The organism is Geobacillus sp. LYN3 (assembly GCF_003064505.1).
Lineage (GTDB): Bacteria > Bacillota > Bacilli > Bacillales > Anoxybacillaceae > Parageobacillus_B > Parageobacillus_B toebii.
This window is the reverse complement of sequence record NZ_QCWL01000001.1, coordinates 1,950,172-1,950,950: the sequence shown is the minus strand read 5'-3', so window position 1 is coordinate 1,950,950 and position 779 is coordinate 1,950,172. Positions and strand designations below refer to the sequence as shown.

Genomic DNA, 779 nt, shown 5'->3' with positions numbered 1-779 from the left:
GCATCTTGTTGGCTTATTCCTTGGTCACACTAGGGCTGGTTGAGCGCTGACACTCAACTAGCACCACGGGTTAACTAAGTCAGAGTTAGCGTTACTTGTCGGTGTAGTTTCTTGGCTAACAGCGACTTCTTCTTTACCAAAAATATGAGGAAACAATTGTTGTTTAAGTTTTATTTGGTCTTCAGGTGAGAAAGATGCAAGATATGGGTTTAAAGTTTTGGTTCATCACCAAATTTTGTGATTTAGTGACAAAAAAGAGAAAGCACTAACGAGATCCTGGCAATAATGTTAGCGACGAAACAAACATTAAGGAGGTCTCGTAAGTGCTTTCTATATCACTAGGATTGCCAGAATTTAAAGTGATTAAACAAGAACTTCTTTCCTATGGTTATGCGATTCATGTAGAGAAAACAGAGACACAGGAACGTTGCCCTCATTGTGGGTTTGCCACTTCCTCTGTCCACGACAGACGGACAAGAAAAGTACGGGATTTGGCGATTTTCCATCAACCGGTGTACTTGTTCGTGAAGGTGAAGCGCTATCGATGCTGGAATTGTTCCCAAGTGTTTTCCGCCTCTTTGGAATCGATTCAACCAAATCAACACTATACCAATCGATTTTGTGAGTACTTGTATGAACTTTGTGAAGGCTCCACCATTCAAGAGGTTAGCCGAAAGCACTGCATCTCATATACGACATTGGAACGCATTTATTACTCCATCGCGTCGAAAAAAGCAAAAGAACGCCAAGCAGCAACGGAGGCATCTTTTCAGGAAGGA

The 779-nt window shown here is 41.8% G+C and carries 1 protein-coding gene; it reads left to right on the top strand.

The features are described from left to right. Window positions 1–323 precede the first annotated feature (323 nt). A partial coding sequence (locus DCC82_RS10080; RefSeq protein ID WP_146177913.1) for a transposase family protein occupies window positions 324–779 on the top strand: 456 nt, incomplete at its 3' end.